The 25,909-nt window shown below is 71.2% G+C and carries 22 protein-coding genes; 3 read left to right on the forward strand and 19 right to left on the reverse strand.

Annotated features, from left to right (window positions below; translation table 11 throughout):
• The coding region (locus tag FS770_RS13880) for a hypothetical protein (protein ID WP_222126488.1) at window positions 1–182 on the forward strand (182 nt) is incomplete at its 5' end.
• Between the two features lie 389 nt (window positions 183–571).
• Here FS770_RS13880 and tyrS read toward each other — a convergent pair.
• The 7 genes from tyrS to FS770_RS04860 all read right to left on the reverse strand — a co-directional run bounded on the left by tyrS (window position 572) and on the right by FS770_RS04860 (window position 10,128).
• Window positions 572–1,879: a tyrosine--tRNA ligase gene (tyrS, locus tag FS770_RS04830; RefSeq protein WP_144942219.1), complete on the reverse strand. Its 1,308-nt coding sequence runs from the start codon at window positions 1,877–1,879 to the stop codon at window positions 572–574.
• 13 nt (window positions 1,880–1,892) lie between these two features.
• The gene (locus FS770_RS04835) at window positions 1,893–4,277 is read right to left on the reverse strand and encodes a HelD family protein (RefSeq protein WP_144942220.1); all 2,385 of its coding nucleotides are present in this window, start codon (window positions 4,275–4,277) and stop codon (window positions 1,893–1,895) included.
• Window positions 4,278–4,347: 70 nt separating this feature from the next.
• A complete protein-coding gene (locus FS770_RS04840; RefSeq protein ID WP_144942221.1) occupies window positions 4,348–4,875 on the reverse strand; it encodes an adenine phosphoribosyltransferase in 528 nt (175 codons plus the stop codon).
• A 47-nt stretch (window positions 4,876–4,922) separates the two neighbouring features.
• The gene (locus FS770_RS04845) at window positions 4,923–5,633 is read right to left on the reverse strand and encodes a DNA-3-methyladenine glycosylase (protein WP_144942222.1); all 711 of its coding nucleotides are present in this window, start codon (window positions 5,631–5,633) and stop codon (window positions 4,923–4,925) included.
• Complete coding sequence (gene argH / locus FS770_RS04850; protein WP_144942223.1) at window positions 5,630–7,075, reverse strand: argininosuccinate lyase; 1,446 nt, start codon at window positions 7,073–7,075, stop codon at window positions 5,630–5,632. Before argH ends, FS770_RS04845 begins: the two co-directional genes overlap by 4 nt.
• A 244-nt stretch (window positions 7,076–7,319) precedes the next feature.
• The gene (locus FS770_RS04855; RefSeq protein ID WP_144942224.1) at window positions 7,320–8,525 is read right to left on the reverse strand and encodes an argininosuccinate synthase; all 1,206 of its coding nucleotides are present in this window, start codon (window positions 8,523–8,525) and stop codon (window positions 7,320–7,322) included.
• 88 nt (window positions 8,526–8,613) lie between these two features.
• A complete protein-coding gene (locus FS770_RS04860; RefSeq protein ID WP_144942225.1) occupies window positions 8,614–10,128 on the reverse strand; it encodes a long-chain-fatty-acid--CoA ligase in 1,515 nt (504 codons plus the stop codon).
• Window positions 10,129–10,310: 182 nt separating this feature from the next.
• On the opposite strand from FS770_RS04860, the gene FS770_RS04865 reads away from it, so the two are divergent.
• Window positions 10,311–10,742, forward strand: a complete 432-nt coding sequence (locus tag FS770_RS04865; RefSeq protein WP_144942226.1) for an ankyrin repeat domain-containing protein — start codon at window positions 10,311–10,313, stop codon at window positions 10,740–10,742.
• A 79-nt stretch (window positions 10,743–10,821) separates the two neighbouring features.
• On the opposite strand, the gene FS770_RS04870 is transcribed toward FS770_RS04865, so the two are convergent.
• Genes FS770_RS04870 through argC form a run of 6 tightly spaced genes read right to left on the reverse strand, consistent with a single transcriptional unit; the run spans window position 10,822 to window position 16,820 of the window.
• A complete protein-coding gene (locus FS770_RS04870) occupies window positions 10,822–11,310 on the reverse strand; it encodes an arginine repressor (RefSeq protein ID WP_186366699.1) in 489 nt (162 codons plus the stop codon).
• 2 nt (window positions 11,311–11,312) lie between these two features.
• Entirely contained in the window at window positions 11,313–12,284 is a 972-nt protein-coding gene (gene argF / locus FS770_RS04875; RefSeq protein WP_144942228.1) for an ornithine carbamoyltransferase, read from the reverse strand.
• Between the two features lie 43 nt (window positions 12,285–12,327).
• Window positions 12,328–13,563, reverse strand: coding sequence for an acetylornithine transaminase (locus FS770_RS04880; protein WP_145010419.1), 1,236 nt, complete (start codon window positions 13,561–13,563; stop codon window positions 12,328–12,330).
• Window positions 13,560–14,510 (reverse strand): acetylglutamate kinase, encoded by a 951-nt coding sequence (gene argB, locus FS770_RS04885; protein ID WP_055085645.1) that lies wholly within the window; start codon window positions 14,508–14,510, stop codon window positions 13,560–13,562. The genes FS770_RS04880 and argB overlap by 4 nt, the downstream gene beginning before the upstream one ends.
• Before the next feature lie 10 nt (window positions 14,511–14,520).
• Complete coding sequence (argJ, locus tag FS770_RS04890; RefSeq protein WP_144942230.1) at window positions 14,521–15,726, reverse strand: bifunctional glutamate N-acetyltransferase/amino-acid acetyltransferase ArgJ; 1,206 nt, start codon at window positions 15,724–15,726, stop codon at window positions 14,521–14,523.
• A gap of 44 nt (window positions 15,727–15,770) precedes the next feature.
• A complete protein-coding gene (gene argC / locus FS770_RS04895; protein ID WP_145010421.1) occupies window positions 15,771–16,820 on the reverse strand; it encodes an N-acetyl-gamma-glutamyl-phosphate reductase in 1,050 nt (349 codons plus the stop codon).
• Window positions 16,821–17,024: 204 nt separating this feature from the next.
• On the opposite strand from argC, the gene FS770_RS04900 reads away from it, so the two are divergent.
• A complete protein-coding gene (locus tag FS770_RS04900; RefSeq protein ID WP_144942232.1) occupies window positions 17,025–18,002 on the forward strand; it encodes a quinone oxidoreductase family protein in 978 nt (325 codons plus the stop codon).
• Between the two features lie 69 nt (window positions 18,003–18,071).
• Here the strand turns inward: FS770_RS04900 and FS770_RS04905 are convergent, their stop codons facing one another.
• From FS770_RS04905 to FS770_RS04930, 6 genes are all read right to left on the reverse strand, one after another.
• Complete coding sequence (locus tag FS770_RS04905) at window positions 18,072–18,680, reverse strand: hypothetical protein (protein ID WP_144942233.1); 609 nt, start codon at window positions 18,678–18,680, stop codon at window positions 18,072–18,074.
• Window positions 18,681–18,719: 39 nt separating this feature from the next.
• Window positions 18,720–21,272 (reverse strand): phenylalanine--tRNA ligase subunit beta, encoded by a 2,553-nt coding sequence (gene pheT, locus FS770_RS04910; RefSeq protein ID WP_144942234.1) that lies wholly within the window; start codon window positions 21,270–21,272, stop codon window positions 18,720–18,722.
• Between the two features lie 4 nt (window positions 21,273–21,276).
• Window positions 21,277–22,335 (reverse strand): phenylalanine--tRNA ligase subunit alpha, encoded by a 1,059-nt coding sequence (pheS, locus tag FS770_RS04915; RefSeq protein WP_144942235.1) that lies wholly within the window; start codon window positions 22,333–22,335, stop codon window positions 21,277–21,279.
• Between the two features lie 182 nt (window positions 22,336–22,517).
• The gene (locus tag FS770_RS04920; RefSeq protein ID WP_144942441.1) at window positions 22,518–24,026 is read right to left on the reverse strand and encodes an MDR family MFS transporter; all 1,509 of its coding nucleotides are present in this window, start codon (window positions 24,024–24,026) and stop codon (window positions 22,518–22,520) included.
• A 287-nt stretch (window positions 24,027–24,313) separates the two neighbouring features.
• Complete coding sequence (locus FS770_RS04925) at window positions 24,314–24,817, reverse strand: NUDIX domain-containing protein (protein ID WP_244944757.1); 504 nt, start codon at window positions 24,815–24,817, stop codon at window positions 24,314–24,316.
• A 77-nt stretch (window positions 24,818–24,894) separates the two neighbouring features.
• Entirely contained in the window at window positions 24,895–25,905 is a 1,011-nt protein-coding gene (locus FS770_RS04930; RefSeq protein ID WP_144942237.1) for a TrmH family RNA methyltransferase, read from the reverse strand.
• Window positions 25,906–25,909: the final 4 nt, after the last annotated feature.

Genomic DNA, 25,909 nt, shown 5'->3' on the forward strand with positions numbered 1-25,909 from the left:
AACTCTCCGTCAAAAAACTTCAACAGAAACCACCCACCACCACTCCAAAAGAGCAGCAGCAAGATGGGATCCCAGCTGACACCCAACACCCCCAGGAAACGGGAAAACACCCAGAGGACATCAGGCCATCAACCAAAAACAAAAAATTTGGTATCAACAAACTAGACACACTATTGAGTTGACAAACAACACACCACAACGAGATCGACTGCTCTTTGCAGGTTCACAACGTTCGGTTGACGACCGGCTCGCAGCCGATCAAATTTGTTCTCCGCTTCGCCAGGCCGGAAGGCCCTCCTTGAAGCGGCTTGTACAGCTTAGTTCGGCTTGCTCGGCGTGTCAACTTGACTGCTCAAGACGATCCGCTCCGCTCGTTCCGAAGCTCCGTAACCATAGCATGAACAAGGTCCGAATTTTTCGGGCTGATCTTTGCTGGCCACCCGCCGCTGCTCGGTCCCTTCCGGGTCCTCGTCGCGACGACTCGGAATACATTACACACGACACGGGACCGGCGCAAAACGCCGGTCCCGTGCAGAAGTCCTGGTCGGTGGGGGTGTCGGTAGCGCCCCGCTCAGGCGCTGAACGTCACCGCCGCAAGGTTTTTCTTCCCGCGCCGCAGCAGGGCGAATCGGCCGTGCAGCAGGTCCGACTCTCCGATCACGGCGTCCTCCCCCGTGACCTTGTGGTTGTTCACCGAGGCGCCGCCCTCCTTCAGGACCCGCCGCGCTGCCGATTTGGAGTCCGAGAGGCCGGTGGCAACGAGCAGGTCCGAGACCAGGTGCTCTCCTGCCCCGACTTCCGCGTGGGGAAGTGCTGCGGCCACCGAGGCGAGGGTTTCCTTGTCCAGGTCCTCGAAGGAGCCACGGCCGAACACGGCGGCGGACGCCTCGATCGCCTTGCGCGTGGCGTCCTCCCCGTGGACGAGTGTGCTGACGTCCGCGGCGAGCACGCGCTGCGCCTCCCGACGGTGCGGCTCCTCCCCGGTCAACCGGCCGAGCTCTTCAATTTCCTGCCTGGTGCGGAAGGTGAAGACCTTGAGGCGGTCCACGACGTCCGTGTCAGCGGTGTTGAGCCAGAACTGGTAGAAGGCGTACGGAGAGGTGAGCTCAGGGTTGAGCCAGATCGCGTTGCCCTCGGACTTGCCGAACTTGGTGCCGTCCGAGTTGGTGATCAGCGGCGTGCCGATGGCGTGGACCGTGGCGCCCTCCGTCTTGCGCACCAGCTCCGTTCCGGAGGTGAGGTTGCCCCACTGGTCGGAACCGCCGGTCTGAAGCACGCAGTCGTACTGGCGGTAGAGGTTCAGGAAGTCCAGGCCCTGCAGGATCTGGTAGCTGAACTCGGTGTAGGAGATCCCTTCCTCCGAGTTCAGGCGCTTGGCCACGATGTCCTTCTTGATCATGGTGCCCACGCGGAAGTACTTGCCAATGTCCCGCAGGAAGTCGATGGCGGACAGCGGCGCGGTCCAGTCCAGGTTGTTGACCATCCGCGCGGGGTTCTCGCCCTCGAAGGAGAGGAAGCGCTGCACCTGCTCACGCAGCAGGTCCACCCACTCCGCCACCGTCTCACGGGAGTTGAGGATCCGCTCCGAGGTCAGCCGCGGATCACCGATCAGACCGGTGGAACCTCCCACCAGCCCCAGGGGGTGGTGGCCGGCGAGCTGCAGCCGACGCAGCAGGAGCAGCTGGACGAGGTGGCCCAGGTGCAGCGACGAGGCGGTGGGGTCGAAGCCGCAGTAGTACGTGATCGGAGCGCCGTCCACCACTTCGCGCAACGCCTCCGGATCGGTGGAGACCTGGATGAGCCCGCGCCAGTTCAGCTCGTCCCACAGGGACGTGAAGGAGGGGTCGTTGTGCTGCGAGGTGAGATCGGTGGTCGACACGGGGACTAAGTTATCAGGCCCTCGCAGCGCCGTCGTCCCCGCCCGGTGCTGCGCCCTGGGCCCCCACCGTGGCTTCGCGGGAAGCGGCGCGCGCGCCTCCGTCCGCCACCGCGCCGGGCTCCACCGGCGCCACCCCGTCGGGCATGCCGTGGGCGGCCACGAGGTAGAGCCGCTGGGTGGGCCGGGTCATCGCCACGTACAGGTTGCCTGGGCCGCCGGACGGGTCCGCCTCGATCTCGGCGGGTTCCACGACCACCACAGAGTCGAACTCCAGGCCCTTCGCGTCCCACGGAGTGAGGACCATGATGCGCCGGTCGAGACTGCGCATCCCGGCGGCCACGAGTCCCGGGAACGCACGCTCGAGGGCAGAGCCGACCGCCGCGATCCGTCGACCGGGACACACCACCCCCACCAGCCCTCCGGAGAGCAGCTCCAGCTCCCGGCCCACGGACGCCACGACCTCCTCGGTCACGGCGTCGTCCGAGGCGGCGGGCACCAGCACGGGAGGGTCCCCGTCCCGCACGGCCGTGGGGTGCGACACCGTGAGCCCCGCGGCGCGGGCCACCCGGACCGCGGCGTCTGCGATCGGCTGGGGCGTGCGGTAGTTCACCGTGAGCTCCTCGAGCGTGAAGCGCTCCCCCACGAACGGCTCCAGTGCACCCTGCCAGGTGGTCGCCGCGGCCGCGTTGCCCGCCTGGGCGATGTCCCCCACCACGGTGAACGACTTCAGCGGGCAGCGCCGCATGAGCACGCGCCACTGCATGGGCGAGAGCTCCTGGGCCTCGTCCACGACCACGTGGCCGTAGGCCCAGGTGCGGTCCGACGACGCCGCCTCGGCCGCCGTGACGCGGTGCGGCGCCTCCGCGTTGAACGCCGTGAGCTGCTCCACGGTCACCACGCCCTGCGCCCCGATGTCCTCGAAGCCCTCCGCCATGGTCTCCAGCGCCTTCTGCGCGGACTCCTGGGCCTTGCGCTCCTCGACGGCGCGGTCCCCGCGCACCTTGATCCCGGCCGTGTCGAAGTCCCCGAGCAGCTCCGCCGCCTCGTCGAGCAGCGCGACGTCCGCCACGGTGAGGGGCGCGTCCACGGGACGCAGCAGCCGAGCCACCTGCTCGTCGGTCAGCTCGGGGGCCGCGGAGCGCAGGTAGCGCTCCTTCCCGAAGAGCTGGGAGACGAGCTGCTGGGGAGTCAGGGGCAACCACAGGAGGTTGAGCGCGATGCGCACCTCCCGGCTCTGCCTCAGGTCCTCCCGCAGGTAGGAGCGGTCCATCGTGGAGCCGGACTTCTCGTTGAGCTCCGCCCCCAGCGTGTCTGCGAGCTCATTGACGACCACCTTCACGAAGGTCTCGCGAGCCTCGTTGTGCGGCTTGCCGGTGGCGCGGGCCCGCTCCCGGGCACGGCGCACGAGTGCGCGGTCGAGCTTGACGGTGTGGCCGTCCACCGAGAGCCACTGCGTCCTCTCGGGAAGCTTCTGCCGGTCCGCGACGGCGCGCCTGACGACGTCCACCATGTGCAGCCCGGACTTCCAGCGCGCCACCCAGGGGTCCTCCTCGACCGTGCCGTGCACCCCCGGGTAGAGGTCCGCCAGCGAGGACATCACCACGCCCGTCTCCCCCAGCGCCGGCAGCACCCGCTCGATGTACCAGAGGAAGGAGGAGGACGGCCCCACGATCAGCACGCCGGACTTCGCGAGGCGCTCACGGTGCTCGTAGAGCAGGTACGCCGCGCGGTGCAGGGCCACAGCCGTCTTGCCGGTGCCCGGCCCGCCCTGCACCACCCGCACCCCGGACAGCGGTGCGCGGATGATGCGGTCCTGCTCTGCCTGGATGGTGGCGACGATGTCCGTCATGCGCCCGGTGCGCTCGGAATTGAGGGCGGCGATGAGCGCGCCCTCGCCGTGGACCACGTCGTCTCCGGAGACGGCCTCGGGATCGAAGACGTCGTCCTCCAGTGCGGTGACCTCCCGGCCGTCCATGATGAGGTGGCGACGGCGCACGAGGTCCATGGGGTTCGCGGCCGTGGCCTGGTAGAACGCCCCGGCCTCCCGGGCGCGCCAGTCCAGCACGAGCCGCTGGTGGTCCTCCGTCGCCAGCCCCAGGCGGCCCACGTAGTGGCGTTCGCCGCCCGTGGTGTCGAGGCGCCCGAAGACCAGGCGCTCGTCCACGGAGTTCAGCTGAGCGAGACGGTCCTCGTAGTAGGTGGCAAAGGCGTCCCGCTCGGAGCGGGCCTGGTGGCCACCGCCGAAGTGGGTCGTCCGGACCCTGCGCAGCTCGCGGTCGCTGAGCTCCCGCAGCTCGTCCAGCCGGGCATAGGCCCCTGCCACGTACCGGCGCTCGTCCTCGAGCTGCCGGGACACATCCACCGCTGCGGAATCCTCCACGAACTTCACCTCACGCACCCTGCCGACGGAACCGGTCGCTCAACCGGCGATCGACCATCCTACCGCCCACCGGGTGCGCCTCCGCGGGTCAGACGCGCAGCAGCGCCCGGACCCGGTGCCCGCCCAGCTGGGTGCGTCCGCGCAGTGCCGTGAGCTCCATGATCACGCCGAAGCCCGCCACGTTGTAGCCGCCGCGGGTCAGCAGCGCGGACGCCGCGCCGAGAGTGCCGCCGGTCGCGAGGACGTCGTCGAGCACGAGCACGCGCGAGCCCCGTGGGGCGTCGTCGGTATGGATCTCCAGCGTTCCCGTGCCGTACTCGAGGTCGTAGGACTGGGACAGGGTCTCGCGGGGCAGCTTGCCCGCCTTGCGCACCGGGATGATGCCGGCCCCGGAGGCGTAGGCGACGGCGGCGGCGATCATGAACCCCCGCGCCTCGACACCCGCCACGCAGTCGTACTGTCCCCGGAAGGCGTCCACGAGCGCGTCCACCGTGCGGTGGAAGCCCTCCCCGTCCGCGAACAGCGGCGTGAGGTCGCGGAAGAGCACCCCCGGTTCGGGGTGGTCCGGGATCTTCTCGCACAGCCGGTCGATCATCTGTTCAACGGATTCAGTCACCCGCCCATGGTATCCGCCGGGCACGCCCCCACTCGCCGCCGCGCGGCTCACCGGGTGCGCCGACGCTTGACCGCGGCCTTGCGGTAGGGGGACACGGTCGGGTCCCCCGCGATCGCGAAGCGCCACGGGTAGGTGTCCATGCCGCCCTCGCCGGAGACCCCCGTCCGGGGTGTCACGACGACGTCGCCCACCGGTTCCTGCCGCAGCGCGAGTCCCGTCCACGACGGTTCGGGCGTGCGGAGCACGGCCTCCTCCGCGAGCGCCGCGGGGTCGTCGGAACGGCCGAGATCCACCAGCGCGGCGCCGTCGTCCTCCCGCGAGAGGCCCAGTGCCTGCGCCACGTTGCCCGGACCGCGCGCGAGTGCCACGAACGGCGGCTCGGAGCTGCGGTTGGCGAGCCGGCGACGCGCGGCGACGTCCTGACCCAGCACCACCTCCCCGGAGCGCACGAGGATCCCGCCGCCGGTGCCCTCGTCCCGGCACACGAAGTTCACGGCGTGGTGCAGCCCGTACGTGAAGTACACGTAGATCCGCCCCGGCGCCTCGAACATGGAGGCGTTGCGCGCGGTGCGCCCGCGGTAGGTGTGCGCACCCGGGTCCGGCAGGTCCGAGTCGTGGGGTCCGCCGTAGGCCTCGAGCTCGGTCAGCCGGAGCGCCACCGTGCCGACGGGCAGCGCGCAGACGAAGACCGAGCCGAGAAGTCTCGGGGCGACGTCGGGCGCGCGGCCCAGCAGCAGCTCGTGCAGTCCCTGCGTCACGAGACCACGGGCTCGCGTGCCTCGAAGTCCGCGAGCGCGGCCATCCGCCATTCGAGCTCGGCGAGCTGCTGCGCCACCGCGTCCGGGGCGGTGCCGCCCTGGGAGCTGCGGGAGGCGAGCGAGCCCTCGACCGTGAGCACCTCGCGCACGCCCGGGGTGAGGTGCTCGGAGATCTGAGCGAACTGCTCGTCGGTGAGGTCCCACAGCTCGATGCCGTGCTCCTCGCACACGCGTACGGCGTCGCCGGAGATCTCGTGCGCCTCGCGGAAGGGGACCCCCTGGCGCACGAGCCACTCTGCCACGTCCGTGGCGAGTGCGAAGCCCTGCGGCGCGAGCTCGGCCAGGCGCTCGGTGTGGAACGAGAGGGTGCCCATCATCCCCGCCACGGCGGGCAGCAGCACCTCGAGCTGGTCGATCGCGTCGAAGACCGGCTCCTTGTCCTCCTGCAGGTCACGGTTGTAGGCGAGCGGCAGGCCCTTCAGCGTGGCGAGCAGCCCGGCGAGGTCACCGATCAGCCGCCCGGCCTTGCCGCGCGCGAGCTCCGCGACGTCCGGGTTCTTCTTCTGCGGCATGATCGAGGAGCCGGTGGAGTAGGCGTCGTCCAGCGTGACGAACGAGAACTCCTTGGTGGCCCACGTGGTGACCTCCTCGCTCATGCGGGAGACGTCCACCGCGGCCATGGCGCAGACCCACGCGAACTCGGCGTAGACGTCCCGGGACGCGGTGCCGTCGATCGAGTTGAAGACAGCGGAGTCGAAGCCGAGCTCCGCGGCGACGGCGTTGGGGTCCAGGCCCAGCGAGGAGCCCGCGAGCGCACCGGAGCCGTACGGGGAGACCGCCGCGCGGGCGTCCCAGTCCACCAGCCGCTCGACGTTGCGCAGCACCGCCCACGCGTGGGCCAGCAGGTGGTGCGAGAGCAGCACCGGCTGGGCGTGCTGCAGGTGGGTGCGTCCGGGCATGGGCGCGTAGGGGTGACGCCGCGCCTGCTCCACGAGGGCGCGCACCACGTCCAGCAGGTTGCCCGCGATGATCGAGGCGTGGTCCCGCAGGTACATGCGTCCCAGCGTGGCGATCTGGTCGTTGCGCGAGCGCCCCGCCCGCAGCTTGCCGCCCAGCGCGGGGCCGGCGCGCTCGATCAGTCCGCGCTCCAGGCAGCCGTGGACGTCCTCGTCCGACTCCGCCGGGACGTACGCGCCGCTGCGCACGTCCGCCTCGAGTCGGTCCAGCGCGTCGATCATCCCGGTCAGCTCCTCGGCGCTGAGCAGACCCGCGGTGTGCAGCACCCGGGCGTGGGCGCGCGAACCCGCGATGTCGTAGGGCGCGAGACGCCAGTCGAACTGGGTGGACTTGCTCAGCGCGGCCAGCGCGTCCGCCGGTCCCCCGGCGAAACGGCCGCCCCACAGGGCGCCCTCGTTGGTTCCGTGCTGCTCGTGCTGGGCCATGGTGCTCCTCGTGGACGGTGGTGGATCGGTGCGCCCCCGGCGGTGTGCGCCAGTGGCGCGGGGGCGGCACGACGGGGCATTCTGCCGCGACGACGTGACGCGGTGGGGACGGCGGTGCGGACGCGACGACGCGCGGCGGAGTCCCGGGCGCGTCGAACGGCCGGGCTCCAGTCTAGGAGCCCGGCCGTCCGGCACCGCGTCAGCGGGGTCCGCCGCGTGCACGCCGTGCGCGCGGCGGGTGGGGTCAGTCCTCGTCCAGGTTCTGCTCGCGCCGGGACGCGACCTTGGAGGACATCCCGAACAGCTCGATGAAGCCGCGGGCGTTGGACTGGTCGAACGAGTCGCCCTCGTCGTAGGTGGCGAGGTTGAAGTCGTAGAGACCCGTGTCCGAGCGCCGCCCGGTCACGGTGGCCCGGCCAGCGTGCAGCTCCATGCGGATGTCGCCGTTGACGTACTTCTGCGTGTCGTCGATGAACACGTCCAGGGACTTCTTCAGCGGGGAGAACCACTGGCCGTCGTAGACCAGCTCGGTCCAGCGCTGGCCCACGGTCTTCTTGAAGCGGGCCTGCTCGCGCTCGACCGTGACGTTCTCGAGCTCCTTGTGCGCGGTGATCAGCGCCATGGCACCCGGGGCCTCGTAGATCTCGCGGGACTTGATGCCCACCAGGCGGTCCTCGACGATGTCGATCCGGCCCACGCCCTGTGCGCCCGCCCGACGGTTCATCTCCTGGATGGCCTGCAGCGGGGTCACGGGCTTGCCGTCCAGGGCGACCGGCACACCGCGCTCGAACGAGATCACGACCTCGTCAGCAGCGGGCGGGAACGTGGGATCGTCGGTGTAGTCGTAGACGTCCTTGGTGGGACCGTTCCAGATGTTCTCCAGGAAGCCCGTCTCCACGGCTCGACCCCACACGTTCTGGTCGATGGAGAACGGGTTCTTCTTGGTGGTCACGATGGGGAGCTCGTTCTTCTCCGCGTAGGCGATGGCCTTCTCACGGGTCAGCGCGAGGTCCCGCACCGGGGCGATGCACTTGAGCTCGGGGCCGAGCGTCTGGATGCCCACCTCGAAACGGACCTGGTCGTTGCCCTTGCCCGTGCAGCCGTGGGCCACGGTGGTGGCCCCGAACTGCTTGGCCGCGGCCACCAGGTGCTTGACGATCACCGGGCGGGAGACCGCCGAGACCAGCGGGTAGGAGTCCATGTAGAGGCCGTTGGCCTTCAGCGCCGGCATGCAGTACTCGCTCGCGAACTCGTCCCGGGCGTCCGCGACGTAGGCCTCCACGGCACCGCAGTCCAGGGCGCGCTGACGGATGGTCTCGAGGTCCTCGCCGCCCTGTCCGACGTCCACGGCCACGGCGATCACCTCGGCACCGGTCGCCTCACCGATCCACCCGATGGCCACGGACGTGTCCAGCCCACCCGAGTAGGCCAATACCACGCGATCACTCACGGCGTTCTCCTCACACACTGCTCAACGACGACACTGACTGCGCGGGACGACCCGCGCTCCGTGCATGACTATACACAACTGTCGTTATTTATGCATCGAGCGAGAGCTCGCGCTTGAGGATCTTACCCGTGGGGCCCTTGGGCAGCTCGTCCGTGATGCGGTAGATGCGGGGGTACTTGTACTTGGCCACCCGCTCCTGCACGAACGCGTCCAGCTCCTGGCTCAGCGCCTCCCGGCCCTTGGACTCGAGCACACCGGACTCGAAGACGACGACGGCGCCGACCTCCTCGCCGTGCTTCTCGCTGGGCACGCCCACGACCGCGGCCTCCACGACACCCGGGAACTGGTAGACGACCTCTTCGATCTCGCGGGGGTACACGTTGTAGCCGCCGCGCAGGATCATGTCCTTCTTGCGGTCCACGATGAAGATGGCGCCGTCCTCGTCCTTGCGGCCCATGTCCCCGGTGTGGAACCAGCCGTTGCGCATGGCCTCCTCGGTGGCCTCGGGGTTGTTCCAGTAGCGCTTCATCACGTACTGCCCGCGCACCGCGATCTCCCCGACCTCGTTGGTGGGGACCTCGTTGTCGTCCCCGTCCACGATCCGGATCTCCGCCCCGCGCACGACCGTGCCGATGGACCCGGGCTTGCGGACGTTGCCCGGCTGGTTGAAGCACACGATCGGGGAGGTCTCCGAGAGGCCGTAGCCCTCGTACACGCTGGTGTCGAAGACCTTCTCGAACTTGGCCATGACCTCCACGGGCATGGCGGAGCCGCCGGAGACGCCGGCGCGCAGGTCGATCCCCTCCGTGGTGAGCTCGCCCTTGCCCAGCTCGTGCAGCAGCGCCACGTACATGGTGGGCACGCCCACGAAGATGTTGACGTGGTCCCGGCGCAGGATCTCCAGGGCCTTGACCGGGTGGAAGCGCGGCAGCAGGGAGACCGCGGCGCCGCGGGCCACCACCCCGTTGAGGGCAACCGTCTGGCCGAAGACGTGGAAGAAGGGCAGCCCTCCGAACATCACGTCCCCGTTGCGCAGGTCGAACAGCTCCCCGGCAATCTCGGCGTTCGAGTGCAGGTTGTGGTGGGTCAGCTCCGCACCCTTGGGGCGCCCGGTGGTGCCGGACGTGTACAGCAGCACCGCCGTGTCCTCGTCCTCGCGCTCGACGACCTCGGCCGCCGGCTCAACCGACATCAGGTGCCCCACGGTGCCCTGGGCGCTGATCGGCAGCACGGCCACGCCGTCGAGCTCCTCGACCGCCTTCTGGCTGGCCTGGGCCATGTCCTCCCACGCGAGCACGAAGCTCACGCCCGCGTCCTGGAAGTGGTAGGTCAGCTCGCGAGGGGTGAGCAGCGGGTTCAGCGGGACCACGATGCCGCCGGCGCGCAGGATCGCGTAGTACAGCACCGCCATGTGGGGCACGTTGGGCAGCACGAGCGCCACGCGGTCCCCGGGGCGGATGCCGTTGGCGGTGAGCAGGGCGGCGCCGCGGGCGGAGAGGTCGTCCAGCTGCCCGTAGCTCAGGTGCAGGTCATCCAGGATCACGGCGGGATCGGACGTGTACTTCGCGGCCGAGGTGGTGAGCAGCGTGGCCAGGTTGGTCATGGGTCCTCCAGGGAACGTGTGTGAGATCTAACACGTGAGACTGCCAGTATCGGGTACCTGAGTCAAACGCCCACGCCACGGGTCCGGGAGCGCGTGCGAGACTGGGAGCAAGCCCGGATCGCCCCCGCGATCCCCACCCGTGCCCCGCCGAGTCGGAGCACCCGTCCGCAGGAGGACCTCCCGTGACCCAGCCGGAATCCGCACCCCAGCCCCCGCAGCTCACCGAGGCCGAGCTGGCGTACGCCACCTCGCTCTTCGACGCCGCCCGCAACGGCGACACGGACACCCTGCATGCCGCCCTGGACGCGGGCGTGCCGGTCAACCTCACCAACGGCAAGGGTGACACCCTGCTGAACCTCGCCGCCTACCTCGAGCGCGAGGACACCGTGGCCATGCTCCTGGAGAAGGGCGCGGACACCGAGCGCGTGAGCGACATGGGCTTCACCGCGCTGGTGTGCGCCGTGTTCCGCGGGAACGAAGCCATCACCCGCATGCTCCTGGAAGCCGGAGCCGGGCAGGCCACCGGGCACCAGCACGCGCAGGACGTCGCCAGGGTCTTCGGCCAGGAGCAGCTGCTGCCGCTGCTCACGCAGTACGAGACCCCCGAGGCCTGAGCGCCGTGGACTCCGCGTCCCTGGTGCCACGAGCGCCGTGGTTGCCGGGCGCAGGAGGGCGGCACCGCGGCGTCGTCGCTCAGCGGGCGAGGTCGAGGAAGGTGCGTGCGAGGTCCGCGCCGCCCGCGGGGTCCCGCGCCACGACCATGATGGTGTCGTCCCCGGCGATGGTCCCCAGGATTTCGGGCATCACCGAGTGGTCGATGGCCGAGGCGAAGTACTGGGCGGCTCCGGGCGGGGTGCGCAGCATCGCGAGGTTCGCGCTGCCCTCCGCGGTGACGAGCAGCTCCCGGCACAGCGAGGCAAGCTTCGCCTCGGCACTCTCACGGGTGATCCCGGTGGCCGGGGAGCGGTCCGCGCCCGCGCGGGGCATCGCGTAGACCATGCCCCCGTTGGCGGAACGCACCCGCACCGCCTCGAGCTCCACGAGGTCGCGGGACAGGGTGGCCTGCGTGACCTGGATGCCGTCCGCGGCGAGCAGCTCCGCGAGCTCCGCCTGGGAGTGGATCTCCCCTCCGGTGACGAGCTCCAGGATCCGGGCCTGTCGCGCCGTCTTGGTGGTGGGCATGCTCACCGGATCTCCTCCCGTCGCAGGGCTGCCGGCAGGTCCGCCGAGAGTCCCGAGGAGTCGAGCAGGAAGGTCAGCAGCGCCTTCTGCGCGTGGAGCCGGTTCTCCGCCTCGTCCCACACGAGCGACGCGGGCCCGTCGATGACCTCCGCCTCGACCTCGAAGCCGCGGTACGCGGGCAGGCAGTGCAGGAAGACGGCCTCCTCGCCGGCGAGCGCCATGGCCTCGCGCGTCACGGCGTACGGCTGGAAGATCCGCGTGCGCTCCGCCTTCTCGTCCTCCTGGCCCATGGAGACCCAGGTGTCGGTGACGACGGCGTCCGCGCCCCGCAGCGCCTCGGCCGGGTCCGTGGTCACGAGCACGGAGCCACCGGTCTGCTCGGCCCGCTCCCGTGCGGCGTCGACGACGACCTGGCGCGGCAGGTGCTGCTGGGGTCCGGCCACCCGCACGTGCATCCCGGCGGTGGCGCAGCCGAGCAGGTACGAGTTGGCCATGTTGTTCGCGGCATCCCCCACGTAGGCCAGGGTGCGGCCCGGCAGGTCCCCGAGGTGCTCACGCAGGGTCAGCAGGTCCGCGAGGATCTGGCATGGGTGGTAGTCGTCGGACAGGGCGTTGACCACCGGGACGGTGCTGTGCTCGGCCATCTCCTCGAGCCCGGACTGCGCGTAGGTCCGCCAGACGACCGCGGCGAGCATCCGCGAGAACACGCGCGCGCTGTCCGCCACGCTCTCCTTGTGCCCCAGCTGCGACTCCCCGGGGTTGATGATCAGGGGGCTGCCGCCGAGGTCGCTGACGCCCGTGGCGAAGGAGACCCGCGTGCGGGTGGAGGTCTTGTCGAAGACCACCCCCACGGTCTGCGGGCCCGCAAGCGGGCGGCGCGAGAAGCGGTCCGCCTTCAGCGCGAGCGCGAGGTCCAGGACCCGGGTCTGCTCCTCGGGCGTGAGGTCGGTGTCGATCAGGAAGTGACGGAGCACGGGGCATCCTCCTTGGGGAGCGGGTGAGGGGCGGGGGGGCGGTTCAGTGCTCGCGGGCGGCGAGCAGCCGCGGCAGGACGGCCACGAACTCGTCCACGTCCCGCTCGGTGATGATCAGGGGCGGGGCCAGGCGCAGGGTGGCCGGGCCCGTGGCGTTGAGGATGAACCCGGCGTCCCGGGCCGCGGCGACGACGCGCTGCGCCACCGGGTCCTCGGGGCCCTCCTGCACGAGGTCCACGCCGAGCAGGAGACCGTACTGGCGGACGCCCACCACGCCGTCGACGGCGCGCAGGCCCCGGGCGAGGTGCTCCCCCACCCGGCGGGCGTTGGCGAGCAGGTCCTCGTCATCGATCGCGGTGAGGGTCGCGAGACCCGCGGCCATGGCCAGCGGGTTGCCGCCGAACGTGGTGCCGTGCTGCCCGGCGCCCAGCAGCCCGGAGACCTCCGGGCCCGCGGTGAGCAACGCCCCCACGGGGAAGCCCCCGCCGAGACCCTTGGCGAACGTCACGGCGTCCGGGAACTCTCCCGCGGGCAGCTGCGCGCTGGAGGCGAGCCACGCACCGGTGCGACCGATCCCGGACTGCACCTCGTCCACCACGAGCAGCGCACCGTGCTCGCGGGTCAGCTCCCGGGCTCGCGCCAGGAAGCCCTCGGGCAGGCCGAGCACCCCGGCCTCGCCCTGCACGGGCTCCACGATCACGGCGGACACGGTGTCGTCCAGCGCGGACTCGAGCGCCTCGACCGTGGCCGGAATGTGCTCCACCCCGGCGGGCAGCGGCTCGAAGGGAGCGCGGTAGGCCTCCTTGGCGGTCAGTGCGAGCGCGCCCATGGTGCGGCCGTGGAACGAGTGCTCCAGGGCGATCACCCGCTGCCGGGGCCGCCCCTGCGCATCGGGGTGGACCGCGCCGTGGCGGCGGGCCAGCTTGAACGCCGCCTCGTTCGCCTCGGAGCCGGAGTTGGCGAAGAACACGTGCGAGCCCTCCGGCGCCCCGGTGACCTCCAGCAGCTTGTGCGCCAGCGCAATGCTGCCCGGGGAGGTGAAGAGGTTGGAGATGTGGGCGAGCGTGCCCGCCTGCTCGCTGACGGCCCGCACCCACGCCGGGTGCGCGTGTCCCAGCGCGTTCACGGCGATCCCGGCCAGCAGGTCCATGTAGCGCTTGCCGTTCGCGTCCGTGACGTGAACCCCCTCGCCCGAGACGAGCACGAGGGAGGGATCCCCGAACACCCCCAGGAGGTTGTCCCTGTACTGCTCCAGCAGCTCGTCCTGCCGCGCGCTCATGCGTTCTCCGTCCCGTCCGGTGTGACCTCGGTGCCGATGCCCGTGTCCGTGAAGATCTCCAGCAGCGACGAGTGCTCCGAGCGCCCGTCCACGATGCTCGCCCGCGGCACCCCGCCCTCCACGGCGCGCAGCGCCGCACGCATCTTCGGGATCATCCCCGACTCCAGCGTGGGCAGCATCTCCCGCAGCTCCGAGGCCGTGAGCGAGGAGATCAGCGAGGACCTGTCCGGCCAGTCCGCGTACAGCCCCTCCACGTCCGTGAGGGCCACGAACTTCTCCGCGCCCAGCGCCACCGCGACCTCCGCGGCAGCCGTGTCCGCGTTCACGTTGAGGACCTGGCCCGTCAGGGAGCCGAGGCCCGCGGCGTCGTCGTCGGAGTCCGCGAGCTCCGGGGCGATCGAGGCGATCACCGGGATCTTGCCGATGTCCAGCAGCTGCTCCACGGCGGCGGTGTTCACGCGCGTGACCGTGCCCACCAGCCCCAGGTCCAGCGGTGCGCCGTCCGAGCCGGTGCGCACCCTGCGGGCCTGCAGCAGCCCGGCGTCCTCCCCGGACATCCCCACCGCGTAGGGACCGTGGGCGTTGACGAGGCCCACGAGCTCCCGGCCCACCTGGCCCGTGAGGACCATGCGGATCACGTTCATGGCCTCCTCGGAGGTGACGCGCAGCCCGTCCCGGAACTCCGAGGCGATGTTCAACGAGTCGAGCATCGCGCTGATCTGGGGGCCGCCGCCGTGGACCACGACCGGGCGGATCCCCACGTGGCGCAGGAAGACGATGTCCTCCGCGAACGCGCGGCGCAGCTCGTCGTTGACCATGGCGTTGCCGCCGTACTTGAAGACCATGGTGGAGCCCGCGTAGCGCTGGATCCACGGCAGCGCCTCCATGAGGGTCTCCGCCTTGGAGCGGGCTGTTTCGTACCTGGTGTTATCGCTGAGACGTGACATGGTGGGCGCGCTAGCTCGAGTAGGCGCTGTTCTCCTCGACGTAGTCGTGGGTGAGGTCGTTGGTCCACACCGTGGCCTGCTGGTCCCCGCTCTTGAGGTCGACCACGATGTCCACCGCGCGCGACGCCGCGAGGTCCACACCCTCGCGCGGGTCCCCGATCGCGCCGTTGCGGCACACAGTGACGCCGTTGATCGACACGTCGATGCGGTCCGGTTCGAACTGCGCCTGCGTGGTGCCCACGGCGGAGAGCACGCGCCCCCAGTTGGGGTCGTTGCCGAAGACCGCGGTCTTGAGCAGGTTCGAGCGGCACACCGTGCGGGAGACGTCCTCCGCCTCGGTCTCGGTGGCCGCGCCCACCGTGGTCACGGCGATGTCGTGGGACGCGCCCTCCGCGTCCGTGATCAGCTGCTGCGCGAGGCTGTGGCACACGGCCGTCAGCGCGCGGGTGAACTCCACCTGGTCCGGGCGCTGCGCCGAGGCGCCGGAGGACATCAGCACCACGGTGTCGTTGGTGGACATGCAGCCGTCCGAGTCCGTGCGGTTGAACGTGATCCGGCACGCCTCCTTCAGCGCGAGCGAGAGCTCCTCCGCGCCCAGGACGGCGTCCGTGGTGAGCACCACGAGCATGGTGGCCAGCCCCGGGGCGAGCATCCCCGCGCCCTTCGCCATGCCGCCCACGCTCCAGCCCGCACCGCTCACGCAGGCCTGCTTGGGGACGGTGTCCGTGGTCATGATCGCCTCGGCGGCCTCCGCCGCGGCACGCTGCCCGGGGGCGAGCGCGGCCACCGCGGCCGGGACGCCTCCGCGCATCACGTCCATGGGCAGCTGCTCCCCGATCAGCCCTGTGGAGCACACCAGCACCTCTCCGGCACCGAGGCCCAGCTGCTCCCCCACCAGCTCGGCGGTCTCGTGCGTGTTCTGGAAACCCTGCGGGCCGGTGCACGCGTTCGCCCCGCCCGAGTTGAGCACCACCGCGCGGGCACGGCCCTGCCGGATCACCTCCCGGGACCAGTGGACGGGTGCGGCGGCCACGCGGTTGCTCGTGAACTCGGCCGCTGCGGCGTCGTCGGGCCCGGTGTTGACCACGAGCGCGAGGTCGCGGCCCCCGGACTTCTTGAAGCCGGCCTCCACGCCGGCGGCGGTGAACCCGGCCGCGGCGCACACGCCGGAGTCGGTGCTCACGGGGACGTCGGGAACGGGGTTGTGCGAGGACATGGCAGCTCCTGGTTCGGACGGGCGGTCGGGGACGGGGCGGGCGCTCACGGTGCCACGCCCTGTGCGGTGAGACCCGCGGTCTCGGGGAGGCCGAGGGCCAGGTTGAGGGACTGCACGGCGGCGCCAGCCGTCCCCTTGGTCAGGTTGTCGATCGCGGCGCTCACCACGAGCCGCCCGGCGTGCGGGTCCACGGCCAGCTGCAGCGCCACGTGGTTCGAGGCCTGCACCGACTTGGTGGTGGGCCACTGCCCCTCGGGCAACAGGTGGACGAACGGCTCGCCGTCGTACGCGGCGCGGTAGGCTTCCCGCACAGCTTCCTCGGTCGTGCCCGGGCGCAGCGCGGCGGTGGCCGTGGTGAGGATGCCGCGGGGCATGGGAGCCAGGGTGGGGGTGAACGAGATCCGCACGCCCTCGCCTGCCGCCCATCCCAGCCCCTGTTCGATCTCCGGGGTGTGCCGGTGCCCGCCGCCGACGCCGTACGGGGACATCCCCCCCATCGTCTCGGCACCGAGCAGGTGAGGTTTCAGGGCCTTGCCCGCACCCGAGGTCCCGGACGCGGACACGATCACGATGTCCTGGGGAGACACCAGTCCCGCCGCCAGCGCGGGTGCCAGCGCGAGCAGCGATCCCGTGGGGTAGCAGCCAGGGACGGCGATCCGGGTGGCGCCGGGCAGGTTCTCTCGCTGCTTGCGGCCGTTCGGGTCCACGAGCAGCTCGGGCAGCCCGTAGGGCCACGTGCCGGCGTGGTCTGAGCCGTAGAACGCTCCCCACGCTTCGGCGGACTCGAGCCGGTGGTCCGCCCCGGCGTCGATCACGACCGTGCCTGCGGGCAGCTGCTCGGCCAGCGCCGCGGACTGACCGTGGGGCAGGGCCAGGAACACGACGTCGTGGCCCGTGAGGTTCTGCGCGGTGGTCTCGACGACGTCCCTGTCCGCGAGCGCGTGCAGGTGCGGCTGGAGCGCCCCGAGCTTCTGCCCGGCGGAGGAGTGGGCCGCCACGGTGGCGACCTCAATGTCCGGGTGCCCGCACAGCAGACGGAGCACCTCTCCCCCCGCGTAGCCGGTGGCGCCTGAGACTGCAACGGTGTAGGTCATGGGCTCCACCATACCGTATTCCTATGCACTCCACTCAATATTTATGCATAACGCGTTCCAAGTCTCTGCGCGGGTGACCGTCCTCCCCGCCGCCCGCCCCGACGTGGACTGCCTTGTGCCGGGAGGTGCCGCAGCGCGAGACTGGCGGGGACGCCGTCGTGCCCCACTGCGAGCACGGCACCCCGCTGCGAGGAGGAACTGATAATGAGCGAGACCACGATGCAGGCGATCGTCGCGCAGGAGCCCGGTGGCCCGGAGGTGCTGCGCCCGGCCGAGGTGCCCCTCCCCGAGCCCGGCCCCCGGGAGGTCCTCGTGCGGACCGAGGCCACCGGTGTGAACTTCATCGAGACCTACCAGCGCTCCGGTGTGTACCCCGTGGACTTCCCGTTCACGGCAGGCTCTGAGGGCACCGGTGAGGTCGTGGCTGTGGGCTCAGGGGTCACCACCGTGCGGACCGGTCAGCGCGTGGCAACCTCCGAGGCGACCCGCACCTACGCGCAGTTCTTCACGGTGGAGGAGGACAAGGCGCTACCCGTGCCGGACGGCATGGATCCTCAGACCGCCGGTGCCCTGCCCCTGCAGGGACTCACGGCGCACTACCTGGTGCGGTCCACGTTTCCCGTGCAGCCCGGGCAGACCGCGGTGGTCACAGCTGCCTCCGGCGGGGTGGGCGGACTGACGATCCAGCTGCTCAAGCGCATCGGCGCCACCGTGATCGCGCTGACCTCCACCCGGGATAAGGCCGAGACGGCCAAGCGCCTCGGCGCGGACCACGTGCTCGGCTACGAAGGCTTCGCCGAGCACGTGCGCGAGCTCACGGACGGCCTGGGCGCGGACGTGGTCTACGACTCGGTGGGCCGTACGACCTTCGACGAATCCCTCGCGGCCACCCGCGTGCGCGGGACCACCGTGCTCTTCGGGGGCTCCTCCGGCCAGGTGCCCCCGCTGGACCTGCAGCGGCTCAACAGCTCCGGGGCGCTCTACGTGACCCGCCCGTCCCTGGCTTACTACACGCGGGACCGGGACGAGCGCACGTGGCGCTGGGGCGAGCTCATGGACGCCGTGACCTCCGGGGGCCTCGAGGTCCGGGTGGGTGCCACCTACCCGCTCGACGACGCCGCCGCCGCGCACCGCGACCTCGAATCCCGCGGCACGCAGGGGAAGCTCCTGCTGCTGCCGTGAGACGACACCGCCCCGTGGGCCCGGGAACCCACGGGGCGGTGCACCACCGGTTTGTGCCGGAGCAGAGATCTAGATGCCTTCCCGCACCCCGCGGTGCACGCGTCGCGCACCCCAGACCGTGAGGCCGACGCAGAACAGCGCGCCCACCCCGAGCGCCGCGGCTCGGACCCGCTGGCCGGTGACCATCGAGTCCGTCACGCCGTTGTCCCCGTAGGAGCCGGGCTCGCCCGTCTCCACAACCGTCAAGTGACCGTTCTGCTCCGCGAGCAGGGCGTCCACTTCCCGCGGAAAGTCGGAGTCCTGCACACCCGTCTGGGTGCCACGGAACGTGATCTGGTCACCCTCGGACTTCTTCACCGGGTCGTTGAGCTGGTTGTCGAACGGATACTCATCCACCAGCTCGTTCTTCGGCATGACCCCGGTGTAGATCCCGTTGTACTCCTTGGTCACGAGGTCGTTCGTGAGGGTCTGGTACGTCCCGGAGACCACCATGGACCGGCCTGCCCAGTCGTCCAGCCGGGAAGCCTTCTCGAACGACAGCGCGGAGCAGATCCCCAGGACCAGGGTCAGCACCGCCCCCGCGAGGACGATGAGCACGATCAGCCATCCGCGCGAGCCGCGCGTTCGCTCCTCCTCCTGCTCGTGGAAGTCGATGAGTTCGGGGGAATCGGGGGACACGGTGCTCCTTGCGCCTTGGCGTTGCTGCGGGGGTGGGGGTCAGCTGCGGATCTCGGCTCCGTGCTCCCTGCGGGCCGCAGCCACCGCGTTCTCACGGGCCTGGGAAGCCTCGTCCGCGGTGAGAGTACGGTCTGGGGCACGGAAGCGCAGCGCGATGGCCACAGACTTCTTCCCCTGGGGGATCCCGGTGCCCGCGTACACGTCGAAGACCTCGGCGGTCTCGAGCAGCTCACCGGCACCGCGGCGCACTGTGGCCAGCAGCTCCGCGGCGGGGACGTCCGCGTCCACCACGAGGGCCACGTCCTGGGTGGCCGCGGGATAGCCCGAGATGGTCTCCGCCGTGACGGCCGCGGACTCGTGGTCGAGCAGGGCCGAGAGGTCCAGCTCCACGGCGCACGTTCGCTCAGGCAGGCCCTGGGCGGCCACGAGCTGGGGGTGCAGCTCACCGGCCACACCGATGTCCACACCGTCGGAGGTGCTCAGCCGCGCCGTGCGCCCCGGGTGGAACGCGTGGTGGGAGCCCTGCGCGACCGTCAGCTCCACGCCCACGGCACGCGCCGCGAGCTCGGCGACGTCCAGGGCGTCCTGCCAGTCCAGTGCGCGGGGGGTGACCCACGGACCGGCGGGCGCGTCGTTGCCGGCCAGCACGGCCGCGAGCTTGCGCGGCTGGTCGGGCACGGCCGCATTGAGGCGTTCCAGCTCCTGGTCCCCGGGACGCACGCCCAGTGGGGGCACGGGCTGGGTGTCCGCGACGACGCCGTCGGCCAGGAACACGTGGCCAATCTCGTACAGCGCAAGGTCACGGAAGCCCCGGGAACGGTTGCGCTTGAGGACCTCCACGAGCCCGGGCAGGACGCTCGCCCGCAGCATGGGCTGGGCCTCGCTGATGGGGTTCGCGAGCTTCACGGAGGGCACGTGCTCGCCCGTGGGGCTGGCCCACAGGTCGTTGTCCGCCTGCGAGACGAACGGGTAGCTCAGCACCTCGGTGAGCCCAGCGGCAGCGAGCGTGGTGGCCACGCGTCGTCGGGCGGCCTGCGAGCGCGTGAAGCCGCGGCCGGGAGGAGCCACCGGGAGGCGTTCCGGGATCCGGTCGTAGCCGTCCAGGCGCGCGACCTCCTCAACGAGGTCCTCCTTATCGAGCAGATCCGGGCGCCACGACGGAGGGACCACGGTCCAGCCGTCCGCGGTCTCCGTGACCTCGGCGCCGATGGCCACGAGGCTGCGCTCGACGACCTCCGGAGAGTAGTCCACTCCAACGCGCGCCGCAGGGTAGCCCGCGGGCAGCTCGATCGCGGCGGGGCGGTCCGTGTGGTCCACGTCCGTGACCCGCCCGGTGTCGGTGCCGCCGGCCAGCTCCACGAGGAGGTCGACGACGCGCTGGGCGGCCACCGGAGCAAGCTGCGGGTCCACGCCGCGCTCGTAGCGCTTGGACGCCTCCGAGGGCAGCCTGTGGCGGCGGGCGGTGCGGGCCACCGAGACCTCGTCGAAGCGGGCAGCCTCGACGAGCACTCGGGTGGTGGAGTCCCCCACTTCAGTGCTCGCGCCGCCCATGACCCCGGCGAGTCCCACGGGCCCGGACTCGTCCGTGATCACGAGGTCACCGGCGTCGAGCTCGCGCGCCTTCCCGTCCAGCGTGGTGAGCCTCTCCCCCGCACTGGCGCGGCGGACGGTGATCCCGCCTTGCAGCGTGTCCGCGTCGTAGGTGTGGATGGGCTGGCCGTACTCGAGCATCACGTAGTTGGACACATCCACCGGCAAGCTCACGGAGCGGACGCCCGCAAGCCGCAGGCGCGAGACGAGCCACGGCGGCGTGGGGACGGTCGGGTCGATGCCCTCGACCACCCGGACCGCGAAACGGTTGCAGCCGGCGCGGCCGTGGATAGGAGCGTCGTCGGCAATCGTCACGGGGAAGCCGTCCGCGGTGGGCTTCGGCACGCTCGGCGCGAGCTCCGCCACGGGATCCGTGAACGGTGCGCGCACCGCATGGCAGTACTCGCGGGCGATCCCGCGGATCGAGAACGCGTACCCGCGGTCCGGGGTCACGTTGACCTCCGCCGCCGAGTCGTAGAGACCCAGCAGCTCCAGGGCGTCGGAGCCGATCTCGGGGTCCAGCCCGATCCGCGAGAGCACCAGGATGCCGTCGTGGTCGTCGCCAATGCCGAGCTCGCGCACGGAGGCGATCATGCCTGCCGAGATGTGGCCGTAGGTCTTACGCGCGGAGATCCGGAAGTCGCCCGGCAGCACCGCACCAGGAAGGGCGACGACCACCTTGTCACCCACCGAGAAGTTGTGGGCACCGCAGATGATTCCCTGGACGCCCGAGGGGTCGATGCCCTTGCCCGTCAGCGTCTGCTCATGGCCCTCCGGCACCACGCGCACGGAGCACCAGTTCACGGTCTTGCCGTTGGAGTGGGTCTCCGGCTCCATGGAGAGCACCTGGCCCACCACGATCGGACCGGAGAGGGAGTCGGAGGGACGGTGGACGTCCTCCTCCTCAAGACCCACCTTCACGAGGGTGGCCAGGACGTCCTCCGCGGTCGCGTCCTCGGGAACGGGCGCGTACTCGCGCAGCCATGACAAAGGAACTCGCATTGCTCTAGATCTCCATCCCGAAGTGTTCGCTGAAACGGACGTCGCCCTCGACCATGTCGTGCATGTCCGGGACGTTGTTGCGGAACATCAGGGTCCGCTCGATGCCCATGCCGAACGCGAACCCCGAGTAGCGCTCGGGGTCGATCCCCGCGGCCCGCAGCACGTTGGGGTGCATCATGCCGCAGCCACCCCACTCGATCCACCGCGGTCCGCCCTTGGCGGTGGGGTGCCACACGTCCAGCTCCGCGGAGGGCTCCGTGAAGGGGAAGTAGTTGGGGCGCAGCCGGATCGCTGCCTCCGGGCCGAACATGGTGCGCGCGAAGTGGGTGAGGGTGCCCTTCAGGTCCGCCATCGACAGTCCCTCGTCCACCGCGATGCCCTCCACCTGGTGGAAGACCGGGGTGTGCGTGGCGTCCAGCTCGTCCGTGCGGTAGGTCTTGCCCGGGCACACCACGTACACCGGCAGCTCGCGCTCCAGCAGGGAGCGCATCTGTACCGGCGAGGTGTGGGTGCGCAGCACGAGGTGCGAGGACGGCGGATCCACGAAGAACGTGTCCTGCAGCTGACGTGCGGGGTGGTCCGGTTTGAAGTTCAGGGAGTCGAAGTTGAACCACTCGTGCTCGAGTTCCGGGCCCTCCGCGACCTCCCAGCCCATGCCCACGAAGATGTCCCCGATGTGCTCCATGAGCGTGTTCAGGGGGTGGCGCCCGCCAAGCCGACGACGTCGTGTGGCCGCGGTGACGTCCACCGCCTCCTCCACGAGGATCCGGGCGTCCCGCTCCTCCTCGAGTTCCGTGGTGCGCGCGGCGACCGCCTTGTTGACGCGGCCGCGGGCCTGGCCCACGAGCTTGCCCGCGGCGGCCTTCGCCGACTTGTCGAGCCCGCCGATGGCACGGTTGGCGAGCGCCAGCGGGGACTTCTCCCCCGCGTGGCGCAGCCGGACGGTCTTGAGCTCTGCGAGGTCGGCGGCGGTCTGGATCTCGCTCAGCGCCTGCTCGACGGCGGCGGCGACCCCGGCCTCGTCGGTGGGGTCCACCGCGGCGGACGGTGTGGTCTCGGACATGGCTTCTCGCGTTCCTGCTCTCGCGGACGGGGTGGACCCGTTCCCGGGTGCTCGGCAACCGCGGGGTACGGGTGGGGCCCGCCGCCTCGGCGGACGGGCACGGTCAGTCTAGTGGATGCGGGCACCGCCGCCCGCGAGGCCCACGGGCCCGACGACGTCGCCGTCCGGGCCGCCCGCCGGGCTCAGCCCTGCTCGACGCTGCGTCCAGGGCCCCGCGGAGTGGCGTGCGCGGTGCCCTGCCGGGAGCTGTCCCCGGAGCCCCTCCGGGAAACGTGCCCGGTGTGCCAGTGCGGCGGGTGGAAGAACGCCGCGGCGAGCCCGCCCAGGAGTAGCACGGCCACCGGCAGCAGCAGCGACTGCGTCATGGCGAGGGAGAACGCATCCTGCAGCGGTGCCGGAAGACCGCCCGCGGTGCTGGCCGCTCCGAGCTCGCCGGCTCCCGCGCCGGCCGGGAGGTTCGCCGCAAGCCGGGACTGCATCAGCACGGCCACCACGGCCGAGCCGATCGCCGCAGCCACCTGTCGGGTGGCGTTGAAGACACCTGAACCGGCACCGGCCACCTCCGGGCCCAGATCCGCCGTGGCGGTCAGGGACACCGGGGACCAGATCATGGCGCTGCCCAGCCCGATCACGAGCGTCAGCGCCGCGAGCAGCGGCACCGGGGTCCCGGGGCGCAGCGCGAACGCGTAGACCGCCAAGCCGGCCGCCATCACGAGCATCCCGGGCAGGGCGAGACTGCGGGGGGCCACCCGCGTCAGGGCGCGGCCCACGACCGGGGCCAGGAACGCCGAGAGCAGCGACATGGGCGCGTAGCTCAGTGCCGCCACGGTGGGGTTCAGTCCGCGCACCACCTGCAGGTACAGCATCGCCGGGATGATCATGGAGTTCACGGTCAGGCTCACCGCCGCCATCGCGATGTTCGCCAGCGAGAAGTTGCGGTCCCGGAACAGGCCCAGCGGCACCAGAGGCTCGGCGGGGGTGAACCGCTGCCACACCACGAACGCCCCCAGCACGGCGAGCCCCGAGCCGATGAGCAGCCACACCGTGATGGGACCCACCACGGTTCCCCAGTCGTAGGTCTCCCCCTCCTGGATGCCGAAGACCACCAGGAACAGGCCCGTTCCGGAGAGCAGCACCCCGGGGACGTCGAACGAGTGGGAGCGCACCGGCAGCTTCGGCAGGCGTGTCCACGCGCGCCACAGGGCGAAGATCCCCACGGGTACGTTGACCCAGAAGATCCAGCGCCACCCCGCGAGGTCCACGAGCACCCCGCCGAGCAGTGGCCCCACCAGCGTGGCCACGCCCGCGGTGGCACCCCAGATCCCAAGGGCAGCACCGCGGCTGCGCGCTGGGAACATCCGCGTGATGATCGTCATGGTCTGCGGCGTCATCAGCGCCGCTCCGAGGCCCTGCACCACGCGCGCGAGCACGAGCCCTGAGATGTCCTGCGACAGGCCGCACCACAGGGACGCGGCCGTGAAGATGCCGAGGCCCCACAGGTACACGGTGCGCGGGCCCACCCGGTCCCCCAGCCGCCCGGTGATCAGCAGCGGCACGGCGTAGGCGAGCAGGTACCCGCTCGTGACCCACAGGACCCCGGAGATGTCGGTGCCCAGCCCGGCGGTGATGGCGGGTATGGCAGTGGAGACGATCGTCGCGTCCACCAGGATCATGAAGAAGCCGAGCACCATGGCCCACAGGGCACCCCACGCCCGGTGGTTGGCCTCCGGGGAGGTCGACGCGGATCCGTCCGCGCCACCACCCGTGGGGGCCGACGACGCCGCACTTGCCACCGTGTTGCCCGCACCGAGACCCCCGGTGGTTCCGGTGTCCCCGGGCCGGTTCTCGGCGGCGACGGTCCCACCAACGGCCTCGGGGCCGGTGGCGTTCTGCCTGACGCCGTTCCGTTCCGCGCGGTGCCGGCCGCGCGGCCGGTGCCCCCGGTCCTCGGCACGGTCGGACGAGGGGTCTGTCATGCTCACTCCGTTCGCAGCATCTCCAGCAGCGCCGCCACGATGGGCAGGTCTGCGGGGATCCACGGTAGTCCGAGAATCTGCGCAGGGTCCGCGAGGGGCAGCCATCGCACCTCCAGGTGGTCCCCACTCGGGGACACGGGGGTTCCGGGGCCCGCGTGCACGTCCTGACTCGTGGGCTCATCCTGGTCCGTGGGCGCGCCGACGGGGTCCGGAACCGCAGACCCCAAGCTCCCGCCGTTGTCCACGACGGCGGTGAAGACGCGCATCACGGCCGTTCCGGCGAGTGGCCAGCCGTCCGATGCGGGAGGCGTGACCTCGTCCAGGAGGCGGATCCGCAGGTCGAGCTCTTCGCGACATTCCCTCACGAGAGCGTCGAGGGCGGACTCACCCGGTTCCTGCTTGCCCCCGGGGAACTCCCACAGGCCGCGCAGCTCGGTCGGATAGGCGCGTTGCGCCGCGAGCACGTGGGTCGGCCGACGGGCCGCGTCGAGGAGGGCTGCGCCCACGACGCGTGTGCCACGGCCGGCCGCCCCCGCCGGCCATACTGCCGTGGCGTCCGGGTCCTCTGGATCCGGGGTGCCACTCACGCTGCGGCCCCCGGGAAGGGCCCAGCCGCGGCTCGGCGCTGTGCACGGGCCGAGGCGTAGAGGCAGACGGTGGCGGCGGTGCCCACGTTGAGGGACTCCGCGCGCCCGTGCAGCGGCACGGCGACGGCGGCGTCGGCCAGGCCGCGCTCGTGCGCGTCCAGACCCTGCGCCTCGTTGCCGAAGAGCCAGGCGGTCGGCTGCTCCAGCTGGACGGGTGAGGCGGACGAGGTCTCGAAGCCGGCGTGGCGCAGCAGCGCGGCGTCCGCCAGCTCGTCGACGGTCGTGTCCGCGCGGCCGTCCGCGGCCAGAACGGTCACTCCGGCGGTGTGCGCCGCGGCGGTGAAGGAGTCGAGGTCCAGTCCCGTGAGCACCGGGACGTGGAAGAGGGAGCCCGCGCTGGAGCGAACGGCCTTGGGGTTGAACGGATCCACGCTACCCGTGGTGAACGCCACGATCTGCGCCCCGGCGGCATCCGCGGCCCGCACCACCGTGCCGGCGTTGCCGGGGTCCTGGACGCGCACGAGGACGCACGTGAGATCGAGGAAGGCGGGGTACGGCGTCGTCGTCCCCTCCGGAAGCCGGCACACGGCCAGCATGCCCTGGGGCGTGACCGCGTCGGTCATCGCGGAGAGCACCTCCGGCGTCACCGCGCGAACGAACACGCCACCGCGGGAGTCGAGCTGCTCGAGGTCTGCGGCAATCCGCGGGTGCCGGGACAGCTCCTCGAGGGTCACGTAGACAGCATCGAGGGCGGGAAGCGCAGGCCCAGACCCGCCCGTCTCCTGAGAGCCCGACGGCGAGTGGAACGCAGCTTCGTGGCCCGGAACCGGATCATTGCTCGCCACGAGCGCGAGACGCACGGCCTCACGCACGTTCTGCGGGCCCTCAGCCCGGAAAAGGCCGCGCCTGGAACGCGTCGAGCGCCTGGTCAGCGCGGCCACGTCCTTCACCCGATCGGCTCGGAGATTGGACAGCAGCCGGTTGTCCAGGCGCTCGACGAACGTCACGAGA

The sequence above is a fragment of the Kocuria salsicia genome (genome assembly GCF_007681555.1).
Classification (GTDB): Bacteria; Actinomycetota; Actinomycetes; order Actinomycetales; family Micrococcaceae; genus Kocuria; species Kocuria salsicia.